Below are 19,147 nucleotides of genomic sequence, written 5' to 3'. Positions count from 1 at the left end.
CATTTATCCACATTACTTTTCCACATACTTAGATCACTATGCCCTTTCCAAGAAAAAGGAATTTTTTCCACATTTGTCGAAGTATATATCGTCAACTTGAAAGATGGGGATGAAATATGAAGAAAATTATTGTAATCAGGCATTGTTCAGCAACTGGACAAGAGCGTAACGCCGAATTAACAAACATAGGAAGAGACCAATCAAACACCGTTGCTACATTCCTCATGGAAAATCATCTACAAATAGATCATATTATTTCAAGCCCATTTGTCCGAGCTATCGATTCTATTCGGCCATATGCCCTCCAAGCTAATTTATCTATTCAAGAAGATGAACGGTTAGCAGAACGTATATTAAGTACTGTTTCAATGGATGATTGGCTTCAAAAACTAGAATACACTTTTACCAATATAGATATTGCCTTTTCGGGCGGAGAGTCAACAAAACAAGCAACAGACCGTGCCATCTCACTTATTCAGGAAGTTTTAACACTAGAGCATGACACAACATTACTCGTTACACACGGCAACTTACTCACATTAATTTTAAAGCACTTTGATCATACTATTGGCTTTGACGAATGGAAAACTTTAACGAATCCTGATATTTATGAAATTACACTTGATGAACAATCTATCATACAACGATTATGGGAAGCGCCATCCAAGTAATATCCCTTTCCAATACATTCAGTTGACACTGCGAGAAGATATGCTAGGACTGCAGTAAAACATAGAGAGGGGTATCATTCAATATGTACGAAGACGTACTTTCTTTACTACATAAAACAAATGCTTCTTATGAAAAGTTTGAACACGAGCCAGTACTTGACTATGAGACTGATCGCATCGTTCGTGAAAGGCTCGGCTTACAAGGTACGCCAAGTAAAAGCCTATTTTTAAAATCAAAAGCCGGGGCGTATTACGTATTCTTTACGTTAGAGGGAACTCGCCTCAACCGAGGAGAGATGAAAGAAATAACAGGAGAAAGCTTATCTCTCTGTTCTCCTGATGAGCTCAGAGAAGAGACTGGTTGCACGCCAGGATGTGTAGCTCCTTTCGGTTATTCACAAGATGTAACGATTATTGTGGACAGTTCAATTTATACTTACAAGAAAGTTTTAATCACACCTGGTGTACCTGAATTTACAATTGAATTATCCACAGAGGAATTAAAAAGAATTTTATCAACGTGTCAAAATACTGTTTTAGAGTATAAGAAAAAGGAGAGCTAATATTAGCTCTCCTTTTTCATTATTTCGCTTCTGCTACTTTTTCTTTCGCAGAACGTACTTGCTCATCCGCATGATAAGAAGAACGTACAAGTGGACCAGCTTCACAGTGGCTAAATCCTTTGCTAAGTGCAATTTCTTTAAGCTCTGCAAATTCTGCTGGTGGGTAATATTTAAGAACTGGTAAATGCTTCTTAGATGGTTGTAGGTATTGTCCAAGAGTTAAAATATCCACATTGTTTGCACGTAAGTCATCCATTGCTTCAATTAAATCTTCTCTTGTTTCACCTAAGCCCACCATAATGCTCGATTTAGTTGGAATATCAGGCTGCATTTCTTTTGCTCGACGTAAAAACTCTAATGAACGGTCATACTTTGCTCTAGCGCGAACTCGGTTAGATAATCGACGTACTGTTTCAATGTTATGGTTCAAAATATCTGGTTTTGCATCCATTAACATTTTTAAGTTTTCTTCTACCCCAGCCATATCAGATGGTAATACTTCGATAGATGTGAATGGGTTTTTACGACGTACAGCACGTACTGTTTCAGCAAAAACAGCTGCTCCGCCGTCTTTTAAATCATCACGTGCAACCGCTGTTATAACAACGTGCTTTAAGCCCATTTGTACTACAGAATCTGCTACGCGTTCTGGCTCTTGTAAATCAAGCTCAGTTGGCAAGCCTGTTTTAACTGCACAAAAACGACAAGCACGTGTACAAACCGCACCTAAGATCATAAATGTTGCTGTTTTCCTTACAGCCCAGCATTCATGAATATTCGGACATTTGGCCTCTTCACAAACGGTATGAAGATTCTTAGAACGCATCATTTTCTTTAAGCCTGTATAGTTTTCATTCGTGTTTAACTTAATTTTCAACCATTCGGGCTTGCGCTTATACTCTGTTTGTTTTGTCATGGTTATCAACTCCGCACAATATGAAATAGTTTACCGTGTTCGCTTCTTTCAATGTAACATATCTATTCTAACGTATGAAAGCGATTTGCTCAAATGAAGATTCTAAGATTTTTTCCAATCGTTCCCTATAATGAAATACTCCGTATATCCCACACTAAAAAGAGTGATGTTGTGAAAGGAGTCTATTTCATGCTTCGAAAAATTTCTCTTTTGCTTTCGATTTGCTTTCTTCTCCACCAAAACATCGCTTACGGTGAAGATAATCAGCAAAGCATATATGAAAAGCGCATGGCACTATATAAAGAAACTGAGCAATCTTCAAGTATTCCGTGGTATTACTTAGCTGCAATGGATCAATACGAAAGAAACATACGGAGCGTTAGAAAAGATATTCCGAAAAAACCAGATGCCATCATTTCCCTTTATTTCAAACCTGAAATATGGGCTGGACCTGTTAATAGTACTGATACTCTCCCCCATACGATTTCTCTATTTGGCGGAATGGGTTTAGATGGTGACAAAGATGGATTTGCAAATGCAAATAACGATCGTGATCTTCTGTATACAGCAGCAACTATTTTAAAGAAACAAGGAACGTCAGAAGAACGTATTAACATTATGCTTTGGGAATATTATAGACGTGCAAAAACAGTTGAATTGATTACAGAATACGCCCGAATTTATAAACATTATGGACGCATTAATTTAGAAGGAAATGCTTTCCCCCTCCCTATTCGCAGTGACCATAGCTATCGTAGTACTTTTGGTGCTGGTAGAAGTTTTGGCGGCAGGAGGATTCATGAAGGAACCGATATTTTTGCTGGATATGGCGTACCAGTACGATCAACTTGCTATGGCGTTATTGAAACAAAAGGATGGAATCGTCTTGGTGGATGGCGCATTGGTATTCGTGACCTTCATAATAATTACCACTATTACGCTCATTTAGGTGGGTTCTCTAAAGAAATACAGCTCGGACAAATTGTCGAACCAGGAAAAGTAATTGGATTTGTCGGTAGTACTGGTTATGGTCCTCCTGGTACAGCTGGAAAGTTCCCGCCTCACTTACATTTCGGCATGTATAAAGACAATGGCTATACCGAATGGGCTTTCGATCCATACATGCATTTAAGCCTTTGGGAACGAAAAGAACGAGCAAATACAAAACGATAACCGTAGCGAATTGCTACGGTTATTTTTTATCCCGCTATTTGTGGGCAGTAAGACCCCTACCTCAAAATTCAGCGAAAGCAAAGAAGTTCGGTGGGGGCCTTACTGCCCGTAAAAGCCCGATTTGTGAAGGCTAATAATCAGTGGAGGACGAAGCCCCCCCACTGATTAAAGTTTCACTTTATATTCACTAACTATCCGTTTTCTTTTTATCTGGTACAACAACTCCGCCACTTCCGTAATAAGTAGGTACTTCACCTTGAACGATGCGCGTCGCAATCGGAATGTTTTGCTTCACTTTAATTTCTTTCGTGCGTAACGGAATCATAACTTGTAACGTCACTTCCACTTCCATAATAATTTTGATCGCTGTATTATTAATTCCTTGTGGCTCAACTAACTGTTTAATATCCGTATTCACATGACCAATTGGCGTAAAATTAATCGGAATATCCGGCCCTATATTACCAAGAAGCGCATTATCGGTTATGCGCCCAAAAGGAACTGACATAGATACCCCATTCTCTTCAAAAATACCAAGTGCTTTCGTATCCCCTTTTTCTACTTGTTGTAAATATTTCTCTATGTATGCAGTAGTCGATGTTAATATTTCGTTTACTTGTTTTGTATTTAAATCAATTGTAGATACTTTCCCGTTCTTATCCGTTTGTACTTTCATTAATGAATCTACATCAAACCCTTCATTAATTCGGTCTTTTACCGCTTTCGTCATAACTGCTGTTGCCATTTTATGCGTCTCTGTTTCCCCATACTTAATTAACGTTGGCTGAATACTTTTATTTACAATCCATAAACCTTGAACTACCATTACGATAAAAATAATAAACGAAATAAGCAGTATATACCGAAAGGAAATCGGTCCCCTTCGAAACCGCGAATTTTTCGAACGAAATATGCTCATAAGAAAACCCTCCTTCTTATATTATTTCTATGCAAGAAGGAGGGACGATATATGCTTATCTCATTTTTAATAGTGCATCTTTTCCGATTGTGCCTACCGGAATGCCTAAAGCTTCGGCTTCAATCGTTACTGATTCCAGCGGTGCTTCAAGAAGTTGTTCAATCGTTCTTACACCAACCGCACGGCCAGCAATAATTCCTCGATCGCCTAACTTCTCATTTAAAAGACCTACATCTAGAGCACCGCACATAATATATCCTTTATCGCTCATTACAGCTAGCAAATTTGTCTTTGGAAGTTTTACGCTAACAGCAATGAACGTATAGTTATCAATTATAATTGGCTCTACATTAACCATAGTTCACACTCCTCTCTTTCTTATCTTTATGACAAGAGAAAAATGAGTGTTACAAGTTAACTAGCCTATAGTTTGACTGAAGATGTATAAGTTATCAACATGTCTGTTAGTACATCTCTAAGTAATTCTGGCATATAATATTGTTTGTCAGAAAGTGTGGATAGCTCTGGGTATAAGTATCCGAATGTAAACATATCAATCGTTCCTACCGTATATATACGGTCTAATTCCAGCGATTCGCCGTTAATCAATACATCTTCTAGTAAAATTTTATTCCCTGGAATCGTATCTGGAATCACTTCCAACCCATCGTAAATCATTTTCCCCATTACTTTTCCGCGAAATCCGAATCCTTTCACCTCAAGATTCTCCATATTCGGGCGGCGCGCTTTCAAAATAACTTCTCTTAACGTTTTCCCTGGTACTTTTAATAGACATGGATTAATTGGATGTGGACAAATTCGATGAATATCTCCGCGCGTCACAACACCTTCATTTAATCCCTCAAGAAGTACACCAGCGTTCACCATCCCAACATCCGCATTACACCACTCTTTAAGTGCACTTGCCAACATATGAGAAAACATCGTCTCCTTAAACCAATCAACCGGCAATGATTCTTTTAAATGAACGACAGGCTCAGCCATTATCTGTTTACTTTCTTCCTTTAGCATTTCAATTGTGGATAACGGCTCGCTATAAGCACCTAACCGTTCTGTCTTAATCGCTCTACCGTCTTTTTTCAACAGTCTCTTCGTCTCTTTATCCACAGTAAGCTGAACGTGACCGACGTAATGCCCCCACTTTTCACAACAGCAAAGCAAAGTATTATCCACAAGAACACCGCGCTCAAATAAATGATGCGTATGTGCCCCTAAAATAACATCTATATCATAATGCTCCGCCATATACTCATCCATACTTTTTCCAAGATGAGAAAGCACAACCGTAATGTGAGCTGTATCCTTTACTTCTTCTAAAATAGATTCTAAATGGATGATTGGATCTTCAATATGCCAATCGAGCATTTCATAAAACTCTGGATAAGCTACCGTTAATCCAATAAAGGCAATCGTAATCCCATCTGTCGTTGTATGTAATTTATAAGGCTGCGCCCACGCCGGACGTACACCTTCTTTTTCAAATAAATTCGCTACGAGCACCTCAAACCCAGCATCATCATATAGACGATTCAAATGCTCCTTCGCCAATGTAATTCCTTCATTATTTCCGATCGTTACATAATCATATAACGCCTCATTTAAAAGCTTCGTATTCCCAAGTCCATTTGTCGCTTCCGAAATACTATGAAAACGATCCACATGATCGCCAATATCCACAGTTAAAACAGTCTCTCCCGCTTCCTGTCTTCGCTTTTTCTCCCCTAGTACAAACCGAGAAATTTGCGGCCAATTTTCAAAATGACTATGTATATCGTTTGTATGATAAAGGTGGATGATCGTTTCTTTATTTATATTCAGAGAAAAAACCTCCTCTCAGTTCCTTACTGCCATTTACGCTACACGTACGCAATAATCCTGTAAATACTTTTCGTCTTTTCTTGCTATTCTACATTGTACTCGCATTATAAGAAAAAGCAAAAGATTGTCCTTTTAATATGGAATTTTTCACATTATCATCTATGTAAGGAGGTGTTCTCTATTAATCGATATAGCTTTCTCTCACTATGGTTCTCATTAGCAGGAGGCATTTTATTTATTGCTTCTGTACTTTACTTGCCTAATTTATTTCTATTTATTAGCGTTCCACTTGTTATTCTCGGCCTCATATTCAGCATGATTGCCATAGCTAAAAACGAAACAAGTAAATTAAGATTTGTCGGTATCTTTCTCTTACTTATATTAGTTATTTTTATATTAGTATGCGTGCCTTTTATATTTGTAACATTTGGGTTTTAGGGCTAGTTATTGCTGGCTCTTTTTTTTATTGAGGGGGTATTTCTCCCGCTCGCTATGTCGTAATTTGTTGATAAGTCGATATTCCTTGTCGAACCGCTGATATATTGAAATAATCGCCGATATATTCCGAGTTGTGATCGATATATTTGAAAAATCGCTGATATATTTTATTAAACACCCACCCGGGTATCCCTGGCCGAACCGAACCCAGCTTACCCAACACAAAAAAGCGCCCTGCACAGCAGGGCGCTTTTTTAATATATTATCCAGTTCCAGCGGCTAGAATGTTCGGTGGCTTCGCTTCTTCCTCACATTCTGGACGAGCCGCTTCCACTTTTAAATATTGTCCAGCTTCGCCTCCTAGCCCCTCATGTCTAAGAACCTTCCGCACCAGAAGATAAAAAGCATCTTCTGTGCGAAAGAACCTTAGCCAACGGGTCTGGACAGTCGGCTCCGCATTTCTATTTAACCAATAGAACCTTCCATCTCAAACTTGATTAGGCGGTTCATTTCAACTGCGTATTCCATTGGAAGTTCGCGAGTGAATGGCTCGATGAAGCCCATTACGATCATTTCTGTAGCTTCTTGCTCAGAAATACCGCGGCTCATTAGGTAGAATAATTGTTCTTCTGATACTTTAGATACTTTCGCTTCGTGCTCAAGTGAAACGTAATCGTTTTTGATTTCGTTATAAGGAATTGTATCAGATGTAGATTGGTTATCCATGATTAACGTGTCACACTCGATGTTAGAACGAGAGTTTTTCGCTTTTGGTCCGAATTGTACGATACCACGGTAAGTTACTTTACCACCATGCTTCGCAATCGATTTAGAAACGATTGTTGAAGATGTGTTTGGTGCTAAGTGAATCATTTTCGCACCAGCATCTTGGTGTTGGCCTTTACCAGCAATCGCGATAGATAATGTTAAACCACGAGCGCCTTCGCCTTTTAAGATAACTGCTGGGTATTTCATCGTTAATTTAGATCCGATGTTACCGTCAATCCATTCCATCGTTGCGTTTTCTTCACAAACCGCACGTTTTGTAACTAGGTTGTATACGTTGTTCGCCCAGTTTTGGATTGTTGTATAACGGCAATATGCATCTTTTTTAATGATGATTTCTACTACCGCACTATGAAGTGAGTTAGTCGTGTAAACAGGTGCTGTACAACCTTCTACGTAGTGTACGTGTGCGCCTTCGTCTACGATGATAAGCGTACGCTCAAATTGTCCCATATTTTCAGAGTTAATACGGAAATACGCTTGAAGTGGTGTATCAACTTTAATACCTTTTGGAACGTAGATGAATGATCCACCAGACCAAACTGCAGAGTTTAATGCAGAGAATTTGTTGTCTGTTGGTGGGATTACTTTTCCGAAATGCTCACGGAAAATATCTTCGTTCTCTTTTAATGCGCTATCTGTATCTTTGAAGACGACTCCTAGATCTTCTAGGTCTTCTTTCATGTTGTGGTATACAACTTCAGATTCGTACTGTGCAGATACACCAGCTAAATATTTTTGCTCAGCTTCAGGAATACCTAATTTATCAAATGTTGCTTTAATTTCCTCAGGTACTTCATCCCAAGACTTCTCAGATTTCTCAGATGGTTTTACGTAGTACGTAATTTCATCGAAATCTAAGTCGTTTAAGTCGCCGCCCCATTGTGGCATTGGCATTTCATAGAACTTATCCAGTGATTTTAAACGGAAGTCTAACATCCACTGTGGTTCTTCTTTCATACGTGAAATCTCTTCAACGATCTCTTTTGTTAAACCGCGTCCAGCACGGAAAATCGAAACGTCTTTATCCTTGAAACCATATTTATAATCGCCGATATCTGGCAGTTGCTTCGCCATGTTGGTGTGTCCCTCCTTATATAACCTCGTTTTTAGGAACCTTTAACATTACTTATCTTCGTTTAAGCCCTTTTCTAACGCTTTCCACGCTAATGTTGCACATTTAATACGTGCCGGGAACTTGCATACGCCTTGTAATGCTTCAATATCTCCTAAATCAATGCTGTCATCATACTCTTTTCCTAGCATCATGTCAGAGAAAATTTTAGAAAGCTTAAGAGCCTCTTCAATTTTCTTTCCTTTTACTGCTTGTGTCATCATTGAAGCTGAAGACATTGAAATTGAACATCCTTCGCCTTCAAACTTCGCTTCTTGTACAATACCCTCTTCTACTTTCATCGTAAGTTGAATACGATCGCCGCAAGTTGGATTGTTCAAGTTAACGGTAACACTATCTTCTAACACGCCATGGTTACGAGGATTTTTGTAATGATCCATAATAACTTGACGATATAACGTATCTAAATTATTAAATGACATTTGTGAAATACTCCTTTGTCTTGATTAGCGATTCAACAAATGTATCAATTTCTTCTTTTGTATTATATAAATAGAAGCTCGCACGTGCTGTAGAAGAAGCTTTCAGCCACTTCATAAGTGGTTGTGCACAGTGATGTCCTGCGCGAACCGCAATGCCTTCTACATCTAATACAGTTGCTACATCGTGAGGATGTACGTCATCAATATTAAATGTAACTAGACCAGCGCGATGCTTTGGACCATAAATTGTAACGCCATCTACTTCTGATAGTCTCTCTAAAGCATATTGCGCTAATTCATGTTCATGCTTTTCAATATTATGAAGACCGATTTCTTCTAGGAAATCAATTGCCGCACCAAGTCCGATTGCATTACCGATAATCGGTGTACCTGCTTCGAACTTCCACGGAAGCTCTTTCCAAGTAGACTCTTGTAAATCTACGAAATCAATCATTTCACCACCAAATTCAATTGGCTCCATATTGTTTAGCAATTCTTTCTTACCATATAATACGCCGACACCTGTTGGTCCGCACATCTTATGAGCAGATAATGCGTAGAAATCACAGTTTAAATCTTGTACATCCACTTTCATATGAGGTGCACTTTGTGCTCCATCAACGATCATGATTGCACCGTTTTCATGTGCGATTGCTCCGATTTCTTTTACAGGGTTAATCGTTCCAAGTACGTTTGACACGTGCATAATAGAAACAATTTTTGTATTCGGTGTAACTGTTTGACGAACATCTTCTAAAGAAATTGTACCGTCTGGTTGAAGCGGAAGGTATTTTAAAGTTGCGCCAGTTTTCTTCGCGACTTGTTGCCACGGAATGATGTTACTATGGTGCTCCATGTAAGAGATGACGATTTCATCGCCTTCTTTTACATTATCAAGACCATAGCTAGCTGCTACTGTATTTAATGCAGTTGTCGTTCCGCGCGTGAAAATAATCTCTTCCATTGATTTCGCATTAATAAACTTGCGAACTTTCTCACGTGCACCTTCATACGCGTCGGTAGCTTTCGTACCGAGCGTATGAACACCGCGATGCACGTTAGAATTATATTCTTTATAATAACGTTCTAACGTTTCAATGACTTGAATTGGTTTTTGAGAAGTTGCTGCACTATCGAAATAAACAAGTTGTTTGCCGTTCACTTTTTGATCAAGAATTGGAAACTGTTTGCGTATTTCATGAATATTCATTAGCGAACTTTCCTTTCAATTACCTCAACAAGCTGTGCTTTTACTCCTTCAATTGGAAGCTCATTTACTACAGGTGCTAAGAATCCATGGATGACTAAACGTTCTGCTTCGCGTTTTGGAATCCCACGGCTCATCAAGTAGTATAATTGGTATGGATCTACGCGGCCTACTGAAGCTGCGTGACCTGCCATTACATCATCTTCATCGATTAAAAGAATTGGGTTTGCATCACCGCGAGCTTTTTCATCTAACATAAGAACGCGAGAAGATTGTTGTGCATTTGATTTAGATGCACCGTGTTCAATTTTACCAATTCCATTAAAGATAGATGTTGCACTATCTTTTTGTACTCCGTGTTTTAAAATCCAACCTTCAGAGTGTTTACCGAAGTGAACAACTTTAGTTGTAAAGTTTTGTGTTTGGTTACCACGGCCAATTGTTACTGTTTTTGTATCAGCAAATGATCCGTCGCCCATTAAGTTCGTAACGTTCTCTGAGATTGTATTTCCGTCATTCATAAGGCCTAGAGCCCAATCAATACGGCCGTCGCGTCCAACAATGCCGCGGCGGTTAACGTAAGTTGTTACGTCTTTTGCTAATAGATCAACCGCACCGAATTTCACTTGTGCGCCTTGTTCCACGATTACTTCTGCTACGATATTTGCAATACCTTTAGCATTTTCATTTGCAACGTAGTTTTCTACATATGTTGCAGTACTGTTCGCATCAGCTACGAATAATACGTGGTTATATACGTTAGCTTCTTCGCCGTCTACTAAGAATACAGCTTGAAGTGGAGTTTCAAGAACAACGTTTTTCGGAACATATACGAATGCACCGCCGTTGATTAATGCAGCATGAAGTGCAGTTAGACGATGCTCGTCTACTTTCACGCCGTCTTTCATTAAGTACTTTTGTACTAGTTCAGCATGCTCTGTTGCAGCTGTTACGATGTCTGTAAAAATAACACCTTTTTCTTTCGCTTCGTCTGCTAAAGAAACGAACGCAGTTGTACCAGTACGTTGCACTAATACGCTGTTATTTTCATCGATTAAGTTTTTCACTGCTTCTGGAAGCTCTGTTAAAGAACTTACAGGCTCTTGCTTAGCAGCGTCGCCTTTTCCGATAAAGTCCCATTTTTCAATTTTCGTTTTATCAGGCGTTGGCATTGGAAGTTCAGTTGCTTGTGCAAGAGCTTGTAAGCGGAACTCAGTCAACCAAGCAGCTTCGTTTACTTCGCTTGCGCGCTGACGGATTGTTTCTTGATCGAAAGGTAATGTACCGATTGTCATGTTTATGCTCCTCTCTTACGCTTCTTGCTCTGCTGTTTCGTCTTCAATACCTAATTCTTTTTTAATCCAGTCATAACCTTCAGCTTCTAGACGTTGTGCAAGCTCAGGGCCACCAGATTTAACGATACGACCGTTCATCATAACGTGAACGAAGTCTGGAGTGATGTAGTTTAATAAACGTTGGTAATGCGTAATCATTAGGCAACCGAAATCTTCGCCGCGCATTTGGTTAATACCTTTAGATACAACTTTTAATGCATCGATATCAAGACCTGAGTCGATTTCATCTAAGATTGCAATTTTTGGCTCGATCATCATTAATTGAAGAATCTCATTACGTTTTTTCTCACCGCCAGAGAAACCTTCGTTTAAGTAACGTTGTGCCATTTCTGGATCCATTTCTAGGAATTCCATGTTTTTATCTAATGTACGGATAAATTTCATAAGAGAAATTTCTTCGCCTTCTTCACGACGTGCATTAATTGCAGAACGTAAGAAGTCAGCGTTTGTTACTCCGCTAATTTCACTTGGATATTGCATTGCTAGGAATAGACCTGCTTGTGCGCGCTCGTCTACTTCCATTTCTAATACATCTTCACCGTCGATGATGATGCTACCTTCTGTTACTTCATACTTTGGGTGACCCATAATTGCAGAAGATAAAGTTGATTTACCTGTTCCGTTAGGTCCCATAATTGCGTGGATTTCTCCACCTTTTACTTCAAGGTTTACACCCTTTAAAATTTCTTTGCCATCAATTGATACATGTAAGTCTTTAACCGTTAATGTAGAACCAGCCATCTCAATACCTCCATTAATCCTATATATACATTTTAAAAATTACTAAAACGTTCATATTCTCATTTTATTCTCATTCTAATCTTATATCAAATAAAATGATATCGCAAACGCTGAAAAAATGTAACAATTTTTTCACAAATGTATATAAGTATTTCCCTTGCATCCTTATATGATACACTTTTCTTCTTATATATATAAAGAAAAAAGGACTGGAAATTTCCCAATCCTTTCCTGCACTTATTCATTTACTGGAAGTACAGCACCTTTATATTCTTTATTGATAAAGTCTTGAATTTCTTTTGAATGCAATACGTCTACTAACTCTTTAATTTCTTTTTTCTTCTCGTCACCTTTACGAACTGCGATAATATTTGCATAAGGAGAGTCTGATCCTTCAATTGTAATTGCATCCTTTGTTGGATTTAATTTCGCATCAATTGCGTAGTTTGAATTAATAAATAAAGCATCACCTTCATTGTTTTCGTACAGCTTCGGTGAAAGCCCAGGTTCTACATCTGTTTTAAACTTTAAATTTTTCGGGTTTTCTACAACATCTTTTACTGTCGCTTTAACAACATCTACACCGTCTTTTAATTTAATAACGCCGCCTTTTTGTAACAACGCTAACATACGGCCACGCTCAGCTACGTTATTACTCATAATAACCGTTCCTCCATCTGGAAGATCTTTTAAGCTTTTATATTTCTTAGAATAAATGCCCATTGGCTCTAAATGAATTTTTCCTGCGTTTACAATTTTATATCCTTTTTCTTGAATTTCTTTATCTAAATACGGAATGTGTTGGAAGTAGTTCGCATCAATTTCTTTATCCGCTAACGCTTTATTCGGCAGAACATAATCCTGGAATTTTTTAATCTCTAATTTAATACCCTTTTTCTCTAATATCGGCTGTGCCTTCTCTAAAATAACAGCGTGCGGCACGTTAGAAGCTCCAACAACAAGTTTATTTTCCTCTTTCCCCCCGCAAGCAGCTAATGTAAATACAGACAGTGCTGTAACAACTGACAATATAATCTTTTTCATATGATGTCCCCTTCTCCCCTATAGTTATGTAGTTAGAAAAAAGAGCCGGCATACACCAGCCCTTCTTCAAACGATTATTCTTTTACAGGAACAACTGCCCCTTTATATTCTTTATTAATAAAATCTTCAATTTCTTTAGAATGTAGCACTTCTATAAGAGCTTTAATCTCTTTTTTATCTTTATCACCTTTACGAACAGCTACTACGTTTGCGTATGGAGAATCATTTCCTTCAATTGCAATCGCGTCTTTTTCTGGGTTTAACTTCGCATCAATTGCATAGTTAGAATTAATTAGAACTGCATCGCCTTCTTTATTGTTATACACTTGTGGTAATAAACCAGGCTCAATATCCGTTTTGAACTTTAAATTTTTCGGATTATCTGCAATATCTTTCGGAGTCGCTTTAACTGGATCTACTCCGTCTTTAATTTTTAAAATGCCTTCTTTTTGTAAAATTGCTAAACCACGTCCATGATCAGCAACAGAATTACTCATAATAATTGTCGCCCCGTCTGGAAGTTCTTTTAAGCTCTTATATTTTTGAGAGTACACGCCAATTGGTTCTAAATGAATTTTCCCCGCTATTTCAAAATCATATTTTTTATCTTTAATTTCTTTTTCTAAATACGGAATGTGCTGGAAGTAGTTTGCATCTAAATCCTTATCCGCCAATGATTTATTCGGCAACACGTAATCTTGGAATTTTTTAATTTCTAACTCAATTCCTTTTTTCTCAAGTAACGGCTTTGCCTTTTCTAAAATAACCGCATGAGGTACATTAGAAGCACCAACAACTAGTTTCTTTTCATCTTTATCTTTCCCACCACAAGCAGCTAGCCCAAAAATTGAAGTTGTAATAAGTGCTGTAAGTAATAATTTTTTCATTTGAAATATCCTCCCGTTTTTCATTATCTTTTATCTATTCGAGTCGTTAAACTATCACCAATCCACTGAATGAAAAATACAACTAGTAATACACAAATTGTCGCAACGATTGTTACATCGTTATTTCCTCGCTGGAACCCTTCTAAATAAGCAAGTGTTCCAAGGCCACCCGCACCAACAACACCAGCCATTGCTGTATAGCCTACTAAAGCAATTGTCGTTACCGTAATACCAGATACTAATGCTGGTAACGCTTCTGGAATTAATACTTTCAAAATGATTGTGCTTGTTTTTGCTCCCATTGCTTTTGAAGCTTCAATTACCCCTTTATCAATTTCACGAAGTGCGATTTCAACCATTCTCGCGTAAAATGGTGCCGCTCCAATAATTAAAGCTGGCAGCGCTGCACTCGCTCCGAGAATTGTTCCAAGAAGAATCTTTGTGAATGGGATTAATAAAATAATTAAAATGATGAACGGTATAGAACGGAAAATGTTTACGAACGCTCCAATCACCGTATTAATCGCTTTATTTTCCCATAAATTATCTTTCGCTGTCATAAAGAGTAATAGCCCTAAAATAAGTCCTAAAACAAACGTGGCAAGTGCTGCGATTGCCGTCATATATAGCGTTTCACCAGTTGCTTCTAACATTTGATTCCAATCAACATTTGCGATTAACTTATCCATGTGCAATCACCTCCAGCTCTACTTGATCTTGATGAATCCCTTCTATTGCTTGCTGGATCGCTGTTTCTTCACCATTTAAATGAACGACTAAACTTCCGTAAGAACCGTTATTCGTTTGTGCGATATTTCCTTGCAAAATGCTAACTTCTATATCACTGCGTTGCATTAATCTTTGAAGTACCGGTCTTTCTACTGCCTCACCGATAAACTGCAAGCGAATTACTTTTCCATCTGGGTATTTTTCAATTAAACTTTCAATCGTTTCATTTGTATCTTCAGAATCCGTTAACTGCTGTACAAATCGTTTTGTAATGTCTTGCTGTGGATTACGGAATACGTCAAGTACTGGACCCGTTTCTACAATCTTCCCTTTCTCCATTACCGCCACTCGATTACAAATTTTTCGAATAACGTGCATCTCATGTGTAATTAGTACAATTGTTAAACCGAGACGCTTATTAATATCTAATAGTAAATCTAAAATTTGATCTGTCGTTTCCGGATCAAGAGCTGACGTTGCTTCATCACATAAAAGTACTTGTGGATTATTTGCTAACGCTCTTGCAATCCCGACGCGCTGCTTTTGTCCACCACTTAGCTGAGATGGGTACGCGTCTCCTCTTCCCTCTAATCCAACAAGATGAATTAACTCATCGACACGTTTTCTTCTCTCCACCTTATCGACACCTGCAATTTCAAGTGGGAATGCGATATTTTCACGCACAGTTCGTGACCAAAGTAAGTTGAAATGCTGAAAAATCATTCCGATTTCTTGTCTTGCCTTACGAAGTTCATTTCCAGTAATCGCTGAAATCACACGATTCGCAATTGTAATTTGGCCAGAAGTTGGTTTCTCTAACTGATTAAATAATCTGATTAACGAACTTTTCCCAGCGCCACTATATCCGATAACACCAAATATTTCGCCTTTCTCTATTTGTAAGTTGGCGTTATCTACAGCAGTGACATCACCGCTTTTTGCCTTATATATTTTCTTTACATTTTCTAATAAAATCATGATGTTCACCCCTTTTTGATTAAAAAGCGCAAGCGGCTCGTTTAGAACAAGAGGACGCCCGAATCCCAGACGTAGAGGCACTTTTTGCCTCATAGGAAGGGATGAAACGACCGACTGTTCTAGCCGCTGGAGCTGGATTTCATAAAAAGCGCAAGCGGCTCGTTTAGAATGTGAAGTGGATGGAGCTTCTGACGTAGAGGCGCTTTTTGCCTCATAGGAAGAAGCGAAGCCATCGAACATTCTAGCCGCTGGAGCTAGACTTCATAAAAACTTTGGACAGACTCCACATTTTTTTATTTTTGATGCGTGTAGTCCATCGTTATAGCTCCTCTTATTATTTGAATGTCCTCCGCATTCAAACAACAAAAAACCTTTCCGCTTCTAGAGAAGCAGAAAGGTTTATATGCGTATATAACAACATTATCCCTCTCTCTCATCTCTCAAAGCATTTGCTTTGCAGGAATTGGCACCATTTCAACATAAGTTGACGGTTGCCGGGCTTCACAGGGCACAGTCCCTCCACCTCTCTTAATAAGAGAAATCAGATTAAATTTTCGTCTGATTTAAAATTTATGAAATTGTCTATATTTTATGAATTGAATTGTATCAATATCAACACGCTCTGTCAACAGAAATTTTCGTAAAAAAAGAAACTTCAGAATTTTAAGCCCCGACTGACATCGGTTTACATATATGAAACATCGATTCAACTAATAACATCGTTCGATATGTTCCAGAATATTGTACCCGTCCATCACTCATTAACGTTTGCAACCTCATATTTCCAGTCACTAATTTTTGTACATCCTCTTCCTCTAAACAAACGATTTGTTCCGTTCCTCTCGCCTCTTTCAAAAGTTCTATATAATCTCTTGAAATTTGTAACGAACAGCATTCATCTCCAAAACGAAAATTAACAGTTCTTTCTCCTTGCCTTAAAAGCGGTTCTAAATGATATTGACCATTAGCGTAATTTACAAATGATTGAAGCAAAGAATATAATTTCATCCTAAACCACATCCCTCATATCACTTTCTATTACATACCATTCCCTCTTATTAAAGAGCAATCCTGTTACTTTCGCTCGACAAATACTGTATCTATCACGCATGTCGACATATTTCCCAAGAAATATGTCGAGGCGGCAAAAACTTTGCCGCCTACTTTAATTCCGTATATAAATATTCAACCGAATGAAATGCATATATTTTCTTCATCAGTGTCCCATTTTCAAAAACAAGTAAACACGGTACACTTTCTATCCCATACTCTTTCGCTAAATGCGGGGCATAATTTAAATCTAACATCCCAATTTTCAAATCTTCAATCGTCATCTCGACGACCGTTAACATCTTCTTTGCTAACTGGCATGTTCCACACATTGGTGTATACACATATAACACTGTTTTTTCTTCATTTCCTATTAGGTCTGTAGCTTCGGCACCTGTCCAATCAATCACTTCTATCATTCCTTACCGTAAATATTCTGTATAAACGTCAATGTCAGCTCCCCATAATACATTTGCTAAATGTGAAGAAGGTGCAGTCGCCACCTCGCGATACGAGCGATCAATATAAATATGCTCTGCTTGCGGAAATTCTTTTCGGAATTGTTTCCTTAACTTTTCTCCTGCATCATCAGCATCCACTAGCACATATACGTCCTTATCAAAAAACTGATCAATGAGCTCATCCATTTTCGACAAACCAATTGTACCATTTGTACAAACAATTTCCACTGGTTCACGAATAATAGATTCAATCTTTCTTCTGTCCGATTTACCTTCTACAATAATGACTTTTTCCACATAAATCATATGTCATCACCCGATCACCATATACTATACAACCTTTAACTTAGTATATAGTATATTCGTTATTTTCATGTTGTTTCCTGTTTATTTTTGCAAAAGAAAAGCGCAAGCGGCTCGCTCAGAACAGGAGGGCATTGGAACTCCTGAACTAGAGGCGCCTTTTGCCTCAAGTGAAGGCGTGAAATGACCGACTGTTCTAGCCGCTGAAGCTGGACAACGAAAAGCGCAAGCGGCTCGTTCAGATTGTGAGGGGGATGGAGCTTCTGACGCGGAGGCGCTTTTTGCCTCGCAGGAAGACGCGAAGCCACCGAACAATCTAGCCGCTGGAGCTGGACAATATCGAAAGCGCAAGCGGCTCGTTCAGAACAGGAGGGCATTGGAACTCCTGAACTAGAGGCGCCTTTTGCCTCAAGTGAAGGCGTGAAATGACCGACTGTTCTAGCCGCTGGAGCTAGACAATGAAAAAAGTTTTTTCAAAAACGTTCTCCTATATAATAATTAATATATATGTTTTTAAATTCATTATGTACACAACATAAAAAAGGACAGCACAAAGGCTGTCCTTTTTCTTCGACTATAATTAGTCTTGGTTTGTCATTTCTGCATATTTTTCTGCAGTTAATAACTTCTCAACTTGGCTTGCATCAGAAAGTTCAACTTTAACCATCCATGCACCCTCGTATGGAGATTCGTTAACTAGTTCTGGTTGGTCACTTAATTCTTCGTTTACTGCTACAACTTTACCACTTACAGGTGCGTATAATTCAGAAACTGTTTTAACAGATTCTACGCTTCCGAATGGCTCGTCAGCTTGGATTGTTGCACCTACTTCAGGAAGTTCAACGAATACGATATCGCCTAACTCACCTTGTGCAAAATGAGTAATACCGATAACAACCGCATTACCTTCTGTTTTTACCCATTCGTGTTCTTCAGAGTAACGTAAATTATTTGGAATGCTCATGACTGTACCTCCAGTGAATGTATTAATTATGTAAAAATACCTTATTGGTATTTTTTCCACACACTTTCAAACTGCTCTTCGTTAAAACCAAGTGTTACACTCGTTCCATCTGTTACAATTGGACGTTTAATTAACATGCCATCAGATGCTAAAAGCTCGTACATTTCGTCTTCGCTTGCATCCTTTAACTTATCTTTTAAACCAAGTTCGCGGTAACGCATTCCACTTGTATTAAAGAATTTTTTTAATGGTAATTCACTTTTTTCATGTAAATTACGTAAATCTTCTTTTGACGGTGGATTTTCAACAATATGAATCATCTCATATGCTACATCGTTTGCCTCAAACCATTTCTTTGCTTTTTGACATGTGCCACACTTTGGATATGAATAAAATGTTACTGTCATAAATTCACCTACTTTTTTACTAACCTTTACCTTTATCATATAGAAAACATTTTATTATTTCAAACGATTATTCGCTAAACTTTTACTTATTTCGTGATAATTTTTAATAATCCTGCTAATTTTTCTTATTTTTCCGCCATTTATTAAGAAAAAATAAAT

Annotated in this window: 22 protein-coding genes and 1 riboswitch; of the genes, 3 read left to right on the top strand and 19 right to left on the bottom strand. The window is 38.2% G+C overall.

Annotation, left to right across the window (positions count from 1 at the left end; all coding sequences use genetic code 11):
* Nucleotides 1-116 precede the first annotated feature (116 nt).
* Together V7038_RS01655 and V7038_RS01650 are read left to right on the top strand one after the other, a co-directional pair.
* Nucleotides 117-671: a histidine phosphatase family protein gene (locus tag V7038_RS01655; RefSeq protein WP_002112650.1), complete on the top strand. Its 555-nt coding sequence runs from the start codon at nt 117-119 to the stop codon at nt 669-671.
* A gap of 83 nt (nt 672-754) precedes the next feature.
* On the top strand, nt 755-1,234 hold the full coding sequence (locus V7038_RS01650; protein WP_002160000.1) for a YbaK/EbsC family protein: 480 nt from the start codon (nt 755-757) through the stop codon (nt 1,232-1,234).
* 19 nt (nt 1,235-1,253) lie between these two features.
* On the opposite strand, the gene lipA is transcribed toward V7038_RS01650, so the two are convergent.
* Nucleotides 1,254-2,150, bottom strand: a complete 897-nt coding sequence (lipA, locus tag V7038_RS01645) for a lipoyl synthase (protein ID WP_002112653.1) — start codon at nt 2,148-2,150, stop codon at nt 1,254-1,256.
* 189 nt (nt 2,151-2,339) lie between these two features.
* Here lipA and V7038_RS01640 point away from each other — a divergent pair, with 189 nt between their 5' ends.
* Nucleotides 2,340-3,323, top strand: coding sequence for a M23 family metallopeptidase (locus tag V7038_RS01640; protein ID WP_002112655.1), 984 nt, complete (start codon nt 2,340-2,342; stop codon nt 3,321-3,323).
* A gap of 187 nt (nt 3,324-3,510) precedes the next feature.
* Here V7038_RS01640 and yunB read toward each other — a convergent pair whose 3' ends face one another.
* The 18 genes from yunB to V7038_RS01550 all read right to left on the bottom strand — a co-directional run bounded on the left by yunB (nt 3,511) and on the right by V7038_RS01550 (nt 18,988).
* The gene (gene yunB, locus V7038_RS01635) at nt 3,511-4,242 is read right to left on the bottom strand and encodes a sporulation protein YunB (RefSeq protein ID WP_002112657.1); all 732 of its coding nucleotides are present in this window, start codon (nt 4,240-4,242) and stop codon (nt 3,511-3,513) included.
* A 55-nt stretch (nt 4,243-4,297) separates the two neighbouring features.
* Entirely contained in the window at nt 4,298-4,600 is a 303-nt protein-coding gene (locus V7038_RS01630; protein WP_002112658.1) for a YunC family protein, read from the bottom strand.
* A 65-nt stretch (nt 4,601-4,665) separates the two neighbouring features.
* A complete protein-coding gene (locus V7038_RS01625; protein ID WP_081339825.1) occupies nt 4,666-6,057 on the bottom strand; it encodes a bifunctional metallophosphatase/5'-nucleotidase in 1,392 nt (463 codons plus the stop codon).
* Nucleotides 6,058-6,781: 724 nt separating this feature from the next.
* The gene (locus tag V7038_RS01620; RefSeq protein ID WP_265340963.1) at nt 6,782-6,910 is read right to left on the bottom strand and encodes a hypothetical protein; all 129 of its coding nucleotides are present in this window, start codon (nt 6,908-6,910) and stop codon (nt 6,782-6,784) included.
* 74 nt (nt 6,911-6,984) lie between these two features.
* Nucleotides 6,985-8,382 carry a Fe-S cluster assembly protein SufB gene (gene sufB / locus V7038_RS01615; protein ID WP_002015928.1) on the bottom strand — a complete coding sequence of 466 codons (1,398 nt, stop codon included), beginning with the start codon at nt 8,380-8,382 and terminating at the stop codon, nt 6,985-6,987.
* A 48-nt stretch (nt 8,383-8,430) separates the two neighbouring features.
* A complete protein-coding gene (gene sufU / locus V7038_RS01610; protein WP_002089369.1) occupies nt 8,431-8,862 on the bottom strand; it encodes a Fe-S cluster assembly sulfur transfer protein SufU in 432 nt (143 codons plus the stop codon).
* Nucleotides 8,852-10,072 carry a cysteine desulfurase SufS gene (gene sufS / locus V7038_RS01605; RefSeq protein WP_002112661.1) on the bottom strand — a complete coding sequence of 407 codons (1,221 nt, stop codon included), beginning with the start codon at nt 10,070-10,072 and terminating at the stop codon, nt 8,852-8,854. The genes sufU and sufS overlap by 11 nt, the downstream gene beginning before the upstream one ends.
* Nucleotides 10,072-11,364 carry a Fe-S cluster assembly protein SufD gene (gene sufD, locus V7038_RS01600; protein WP_002015931.1) on the bottom strand — a complete coding sequence of 431 codons (1,293 nt, stop codon included), beginning with the start codon at nt 11,362-11,364 and terminating at the stop codon, nt 10,072-10,074. Before sufD ends, sufS begins: the two co-directional genes overlap by 1 nt.
* A 15-nt stretch (nt 11,365-11,379) precedes the next feature.
* Complete coding sequence (gene sufC, locus V7038_RS01595; RefSeq protein WP_002112662.1) at nt 11,380-12,165, bottom strand: Fe-S cluster assembly ATPase SufC; 786 nt, start codon at nt 12,163-12,165, stop codon at nt 11,380-11,382.
* Nucleotides 12,166-12,402: 237 nt separating this feature from the next.
* Nucleotides 12,403-13,209 (bottom strand): methionine ABC transporter substrate-binding lipoprotein MetQ, encoded by an 807-nt coding sequence (gene metQ, locus V7038_RS01590; RefSeq protein ID WP_002112665.1) that lies wholly within the window; start codon nt 13,207-13,209, stop codon nt 12,403-12,405.
* Nucleotides 13,210-13,283: 74 nt separating this feature from the next.
* A complete protein-coding gene (gene metQ / locus V7038_RS01585) occupies nt 13,284-14,096 on the bottom strand; it encodes a methionine ABC transporter substrate-binding lipoprotein MetQ (RefSeq protein ID WP_002112666.1) in 813 nt (270 codons plus the stop codon).
* A 23-nt stretch (nt 14,097-14,119) separates the two neighbouring features.
* Complete coding sequence (locus V7038_RS01580) at nt 14,120-14,785, bottom strand: methionine ABC transporter permease (RefSeq protein ID WP_002112667.1); 666 nt, start codon at nt 14,783-14,785, stop codon at nt 14,120-14,122.
* Nucleotides 14,778-15,803, bottom strand: coding sequence for a methionine ABC transporter ATP-binding protein (locus V7038_RS01575; RefSeq protein WP_335468862.1), 1,026 nt, complete (start codon nt 15,801-15,803; stop codon nt 14,778-14,780). The genes V7038_RS01580 and V7038_RS01575 overlap by 8 nt, the downstream gene beginning before the upstream one ends.
* Before the next feature lie 430 nt (nt 15,804-16,233).
* Nucleotides 16,234-16,341: riboswitch (SAM riboswitch) on the bottom strand.
* Nucleotides 16,342-16,466: 125 nt separating this feature from the next.
* Complete coding sequence (locus V7038_RS01570; protein ID WP_002068015.1) at nt 16,467-16,811, bottom strand: hypothetical protein; 345 nt, start codon at nt 16,809-16,811, stop codon at nt 16,467-16,469.
* Nucleotides 16,812-16,963: 152 nt separating this feature from the next.
* On the bottom strand, nt 16,964-17,272 hold the full coding sequence (locus V7038_RS01565; RefSeq protein WP_087945836.1) for a thioredoxin family protein: 309 nt from the start codon (nt 17,270-17,272) through the stop codon (nt 16,964-16,966).
* 3 nt (nt 17,273-17,275) lie between these two features.
* A complete protein-coding gene (locus V7038_RS01560; protein ID WP_000640865.1) occupies nt 17,276-17,620 on the bottom strand; it encodes a toprim domain-containing protein in 345 nt (114 codons plus the stop codon).
* A 577-nt stretch (nt 17,621-18,197) separates the two neighbouring features.
* Complete coding sequence (gene gcvH / locus V7038_RS01555) at nt 18,198-18,581, bottom strand: glycine cleavage system protein GcvH (protein WP_000026895.1); 384 nt, start codon at nt 18,579-18,581, stop codon at nt 18,198-18,200.
* Between the two features lie 41 nt (nt 18,582-18,622).
* Nucleotides 18,623-18,988, bottom strand: coding sequence for an arsenate reductase family protein (locus V7038_RS01550; protein WP_002129756.1), 366 nt, complete (start codon nt 18,986-18,988; stop codon nt 18,623-18,625).
* Between the last annotated feature and the right edge of the window lie 159 nt (nt 18,989-19,147).

The sequence above is a fragment of the Bacillus sp. JJ783 genome (genome assembly GCF_036963225.1).
Taxonomy (GTDB): Bacteria; Bacillota; Bacilli; order Bacillales; family Bacillaceae_G; genus Bacillus_A; species Bacillus_A cereus_U.
The sequence above is the reverse complement of the archived record's forward strand: the minus strand, read 5'-3'. Positions and strand labels throughout refer to the sequence as shown.